This is a genomic window from Pseudomonas rhizoryzae (genome assembly GCF_005250615.1).
Lineage (GTDB): Bacteria > Pseudomonadota > Gammaproteobacteria > Pseudomonadales > Pseudomonadaceae > Chryseomonas > Chryseomonas rhizoryzae.
This window is the reverse complement of the sequence record NZ_SULM01000030.1, coordinates 1-5687: the sequence shown is the minus strand read 5'-3', so window position 1 is coordinate 5687 and position 5687 is coordinate 1. Positions and strand designations below refer to the sequence as shown.

The window sequence follows — 5687 nt, the reverse complement described above, 5'->3', positions numbered from 1 at the left end:
TGCCGGCGCCAAAGACGTGAAACTGATCCGATGAAAACGACCACGCCCATCAGAGCCATCCTGTTCGACAAGGACGGGACCTTGATCGACTACCACCAATCCTGGGGCCCGACCAATCGCCGGGCGGCCAAGATCGCCGCCGCGGGAGACACGAAACTCGAGGCGCGCCTGCTCGCCATCGCGGGATTCGACAGTGCTACCGGCTTGACCTCTGCCGACAGCCTGTTCGCGGCCGGCAATACCGAGGAAATCGCTCACACCTGGGTAAAGGCAGGCTGCTCCTATCCTCTGACGGCCCTGACCCAAGCACTGGATGAGCTGTTTCAGCAAAGTGCCAAACACGCGGTGCCGGTCAGCGACCTGTTCGCCTTGTTCAAAGAGCTGAATGCGCGTGGCATCGCCATCGGCATCGCCAGTAGCGACAGCGAAACCGCCATCAGGTTGATGTTGGAGGTGTTTGGCATCAGCGATTTCGTCGCCTTCGTCGCGGGTTATGACAGTGGTTATGGCTGGAAACCTGAACCAGGCATGCTCCTGCAATTCTCTGCAGTGGTGGGGATTCCGACCAGTGAGATCGCGGTGGTAGGAGACAACCTGCACGACATGGCCATGGCCGAGGCCGGCGGTGCCGGTCTGCGTGTAGGCGTCTTGAGCGGGACGGGGACTCTCGAAACGCTCACGCCCGCTGCCGATTTTTGCCTGCCCAGTATTGCCAGCTTGAATCTGGATCAACTGGTTTCGCGACCTTAGCCCCAATTCTGGGGCAGCGCGGCTGCCATCGCAGTGGAACGGCCGCGCTTTTTTATCAGCAGTAACGGATCAGTCCAGGTTGCAACTTCCGGAATCTGAAACCGTTCGCCTGCTGTTTCAAATGGAGATACCGCTACAGAACCCTGGTGAATACATCGATTTGCAGGAAGGAGGGGAAATCATGAAGTTTTCTCAGCTGACACTCGCGAAAAAGCTTCTCGTTGCATTTTCCTGCTGTGCCCTGATGACGTTGTTTGTCGGAGGGCTGGGGCTACTGGGCGCGGAAAATCTGGGGCGCCAGTTGACGTTGGTATTCGCCGATCTAGGCAAGATCAATCAACTGAGCACTATTCAAAAAAGTGCGATCGAACACAACCGCGATCTGTATCGACTGCTGGCGACGTCTGGATTTGGCAGTGATCCGAAGGTTCGCGAGACGATCCTTTCCGACCTTGCGGCGAACAAGGAGGCAATGGGGCATTTCATCCAGTCCTATGGTGAGGCTGCCACTGCCAATCCCCAGGAAAGAGCCGGTGTGGAACAGTTGAGTAGGGTATTGCCTGCCTATTTGCAGAGCGCGGCAAAGCTCGAAGAGAATCTTGGGCGCAATGATCTGTTCGCCGCCAGAAACCTGATGGTCACCGACAGCTTTCCCAAGTACCAACAGGTGATGGCGGCGTTGAAGGTACTCACCGACCAGAGTGCGGCATCATCGGCTGCCAGTGTGGCTGCGGCCAAGGATGGCTTGAGATCCCTCAAATGGCAGCTGGGTTCGGTGGGACTGCTGGCTCTAGGCCTGGCGCTGGCTTTTGGCACGCTCATCGCTCGGGTTATCTCGGTCCCGCTGCGTCGTGCGGTCCAGAGTGCGCAACGCATCGCTGCCGGTGACCTGACGCATACGCTGCAAGGCGATACTGCCGACGAGGTCGGTCAGTTGCTGGTCGCGCTTTCAAGCATGCAGAGAAGTCTGCATGGCACGCTCCAAGCTATCGGCAGTGCTTCCGGACAGTTAACGGACGCGGCCAATAGTCTTAGCCTGGAGACGGACCGAAGTAATGCCTCTCTGGCACAGCAGAAAGAAGAGGTTCAGCAGGCGGCCACCGCCGTCACGCAAATGACCGTCGCCGTGGAAGAGGTAGCCCATAATGCGGCCTCGACCCTGAAAGCCTCGACCTCTGCCCGTGAGCAAAGTAGCCGCGGCCTGGCGCAGGCGAAAGAGTCCATCATGACGATCAACTCGATGGCGGAGGTGGTGGCCGTCTCTTCGGAGAAGGTCAATGGCCTCGCTGGGCACATCCAAGGCATAGGCGATGTGCTTGAAGTGATCCGCAGTATCGCCAAGCAAACCAATCTACTCGCCTTGAATGCCGCGATCGAAGCCGCGCGTGCCGGCGAACAGGGCAGGGGGTTTGCAGTAGTAGCGGATGAAGTTCGGGCGCTCGCGCATCGAACTCAGAATTCCACTGGTGAAATCGAAACCATGATCATGGCCACTCAAGCCAGCGCTGAAGAGGCTGTAGGTGCGATGGCACAAAGCGCGGTCTTGGCGAAAGTATCTCAGCAGTCCACTACTGAGGCCAGTAAGGCACTGGAGTTGATCGCAGAAAGCATCGCGGCGATCAATGATCAGAATGTGATCATAGCCAGTGCCGCCGAGGAGCAGACCCAAGTCGCTCGAGAAGTGGATCGCAATCTCCTCAATATTCAAGATGCCACGCTCAAGGCGGCGGAAGGCGCCGTAAGTATTCATCAATCCAGCCAAGGCCTGAAAAATCTTGCCGGCCAACTCAATCAGATGGTGGGTCAGTTCAAGTTCTGATTGCGGGCGGCTGCTCTCGGTATCGTGATCGGATGAGGGTAGTCAGTTGGGTATTGGATCGCGTTCAGGTTTGTACGTTAAATCGCCAAGCGAGGGTCAGGCAAAGCCTAGGCGGCCCCACGAAAACACCAGAGGACCGGGCTCGTGAACGAGTTTACCAACGGTAGCTGAGCATTGCGCTAGAGCTGCCTAGGCCGGGCTGACGATCCAGGCGTTTTTCAACGGCGCCTACCGAGCGCAGGCACTTTTCGTAAGGAAACTAGGTAGGGCTATCTGCGGTATGCAGGCTGCGGATCTCATTAGTGTGTATCTCGGATGAGTCTGCTTTCTCAGGGCTAACGATGTGGAGGTGTTTCATGTTGCTAAGATTCTTTTGCCTGCTCGGTGTTGCTCTGTTCGCTTCCTGGGCATCCGCAGCTACTGAACCCGAGGATTGTCGGGTCGTTAGATTTTCCGATACTGGCTGGACTGACGTTCAGGTCACCACTGCCAGCGCGCGCTACGTGCTGAGTGCCCTGGGCTATCAGGTTGAGGTTCAACGCCTATCCGTGCCTGATACGCTGCAGGCGCTGGCCGATGGTGACGTCGATGTTTTTCTGGGCACCTGGATGCCAAGTATGGAAAGTCGCATCAAGCCCTACTTGGACAGTAATAAAATCCAACAGGTGCGGGTGAACCTGGAGGGTGCCAGATACACCTTGGGTGTACTGCAAAATGTTTATGATGCGGGTGTGAAAAGTTTTGCCGATTTGTCGAAATACGCCGACAAGTTCGACCATGAGATCTATGGCTTGCAGCCAGGAGGTAATGGGAACAAGCGTATTCAAAATATGATAAGCCAGAATGCCTATGGTCTTGGCGGGTTCAAGCTCATAGAGTCCAGTGAAGCTGCCATGCTGGCTAATGTGAAGCGGAAAGAACTCTTGAATCAGTGGGTCGTGTTCCTGGCTTGGGAGCCGCACCCGATGAATACCCAGTTCAAGATCGCCTATCTCTCTGGAGGGGAGGATGTCTGGGGCCCGAACTTTGGTGCTTCCTCTGTCTATACGAGCACGCGCAAGGACTATGCGCGAAAATGCCCCAACGTTGGACGATTCTTGGCTAACCTCTATTTTACGATCGATATGGAAAACAAGCTGTCATCTCAGGTGCTGGATGAGAAGACCAATCCCCGTCGGGCGGTACGAGATTTTCTCAGAGAAAATAACCCCATCTTGGATAAATGGCTGGAGGGTGTGCAGTCCGTTTCCGGTGCGCCTGGTTTGGCGACGGTGAAAGCAGCGTTAGCACGCTGAGGCTGGCGTAAGTCGAGGGCGATCGTCAGAGACCGACTCTCCAGCGGCCATGACGCAGCTGGGTCGTGTCCTAGAAACGCACCGCGAACTCACCGACACAGACAAAAACGCCCCGACCTCACGGCCGGGGCGTTTGCTTATCCAGCTTGGCTACCGAATCAAACCGCCGCGCTGCGCTCCTTGATCTCCTGGTGCAGGATGCGGTCGTTCTCGGAGTAGTCCACCGGGCAGTCGATGACGTGGACGCCGGGGGTGTCCAGGCACTTTTGCACCAGCGGGGCGAAGGCGGCGGCGCTGTCCACGCGGTGGCCCTGGGCACCGTAGCTCTCGGCGTAGCGAACGAAGTCCGGGTTGCCGTAGTCCAGGCCGAAGTCCTCGAAGCCCATCTGCGCCTGCTTCCAACGGATCATGCCGTAGCCGTCGTCGCGCAGGATGATGACCACGAGGTTCATCTTCAGGCGCACCGCGGTCTCCAGCTCCTGGCTGTTCATCATGAAGCCGCCGTCGCCGCACACCGCCACGATGGGGGTGTTGGGATGCACCAGGCGCGCGGCCATGGCCGAGGGCAGGCCGGCGCCCATGGTGGCCAGGGCGTTGTCCAGCAGCACCGTGTTGGGCATGTAGGCCTTGTAGTTGCGGGCGAACCAGATCTTGTAGATGCCGTTGTCCAGGGCGACGATGCCGTCGGAGGGCAGCACGTTGCGCAGGTCGGCCACCAGACGCTGGGGATAGACCGGGAAGCGGTCGTCGGTGGCGCCTTCGGCGACGTGGGCCTCGTTGGCTTCGCGGATGGTCAGCAGGCGGTCGAAGTCCCAGGTCGGCTGGACCTCGATGCGCTCCTTGATCTCCCAGATGGCGTTGGCGATGTCGCCGATCACCTCGACCTGGGGGAAGTACACCGGATCGACTTCGGCGGAGCGGAAGTTGATGTGGATGACTTCGGTACCGCCACGGACCATGAAGAACGGCGGCTTCTCGATGACGTCGTGACCGATGTTGACGATCAGATCGGCCGACTCCAGGGCGCGGTGGACGAAGTCCCCGGCGGAGAGGGCGGCGTTGCCGAGGAAGCGCGGGTGGCGCTCGTCGACCACGCCCTTGCCGAGCTGGGTGGTGACGAAGGGAATGCCGGTCTTCTCGATCAGCTGGCGCAGCACGCGGGCGGTCATCTTGCGGTTGGTGCCGGCGCCCAGCACCAGGACCGGGCTGCGGGCGTTCTCCAGCTTGGAGACGGCGGCGGCGATGGCCTTGGCCTCGGCCACCGGGCGGCGGCTCAGGCTCGGCGGGACCGGCAGGCTTTCGGTGGATTCGTCGGCGATGTCTTCCGGCAGTTCCAGGTGCACGGAGCCGGGCTTTTCTTCCTCGGCGAGGCGGAAGGCCTCGCGGATGCGCGACGGGATGGTGTCGGCGGAGGCGAACTGGTGGGTGTACTTGGTGAGCGGCGCCATCATGCGGCACACGTCGAGAATCTGGAAACGGCCCTGCTTGGATTTCTTGATCGGCTTCTGGCCGGTCAGCATCAGCATGGGCATGCCGCCCAGGTAGGCGTAGGCGCCGGCGGTGACCAGGTTGGTGGCACCGGGGCCGAGGGTGGAGAGGCAGACCCCGGTCTTGCCGGTGAAGCGGCCGTAGGTGGCGGCCATGAAGCCGGCGGACTGCTCGTGGCGAGTCAGGATCAGCTTGATCTGCGAGGAGTTGCGCAGGGATTCCAGCAGGTCCAGGTTCTCTTCGCCGGGGATGCCGAAGATGTATTCCACACCCTCGTTTTCCAGGCAGCGAACGACCAGGTCGGAGGCCTTCATCATGAGTCTTGTATTCCTTGT

Annotated in this window: 4 protein-coding genes; 3 read left to right on the top strand and 1 reads right to left on the bottom strand. The window is 59.3% G+C overall.

Annotated elements, in window-relative coordinates; all coding sequences use genetic code 11:
- The 3 genes from FAZ11_RS24410 to choX form a co-directional block, all read left to right on the top strand.
- Nucleotides 1–750: HAD family hydrolase (locus FAZ11_RS24410; protein ID WP_206664319.1), on the top strand; the 750-nt coding region annotated here is incomplete at its 5' end.
- Nucleotides 751–871: 121 nt separating this feature from the next.
- On the top strand, nucleotides 872–2569 hold the full coding sequence (locus tag FAZ11_RS25770) for a HAMP domain-containing methyl-accepting chemotaxis protein (RefSeq protein ID WP_058774207.1): 1698 nt from the start codon (nucleotides 872–874) through the stop codon (nucleotides 2567–2569).
- 356 nt (nucleotides 2570–2925) lie between these two features.
- Complete coding sequence (choX, locus tag FAZ11_RS24400; protein ID WP_058783232.1) at nucleotides 2926–3864, top strand: choline ABC transporter substrate-binding protein; 939 nt, start codon at nucleotides 2926–2928, stop codon at nucleotides 3862–3864.
- Nucleotides 3865–4022: 158 nt separating this feature from the next.
- On the opposite strand, the gene FAZ11_RS24395 is transcribed toward choX, so the two are convergent.
- Nucleotides 4023–5669 (bottom strand): acetolactate synthase large subunit, encoded by a 1647-nt coding sequence (locus tag FAZ11_RS24395; RefSeq protein ID WP_058778433.1) that lies wholly within the window; start codon nucleotides 5667–5669, stop codon nucleotides 4023–4025.
- Nucleotides 5670–5687 lie beyond the last annotated feature (18 nt).

Excerpts from the sequence above, each read along its gene's own strand:
- FAZ11_RS25770 (WP_058774207.1), top strand. The coding sequence starts at position 872 with ATGGAGATACCGCTACAGAACCCTGGTGAATACATCGATTTGCAGGAA.
- choX (WP_058783232.1), top strand. The coding sequence starts at position 2,926 with ATGTTGCTAAGATTCTTTTGCCTGCTCGGTGTTGCTCTGTTCGCTTCC.
- FAZ11_RS24395 (WP_058778433.1), bottom strand. The coding sequence starts at position 5,669 with ATGATGAAGGCCTCCGACCTGGTCGTTCGCTGCCTGGAAAACGAGGGT.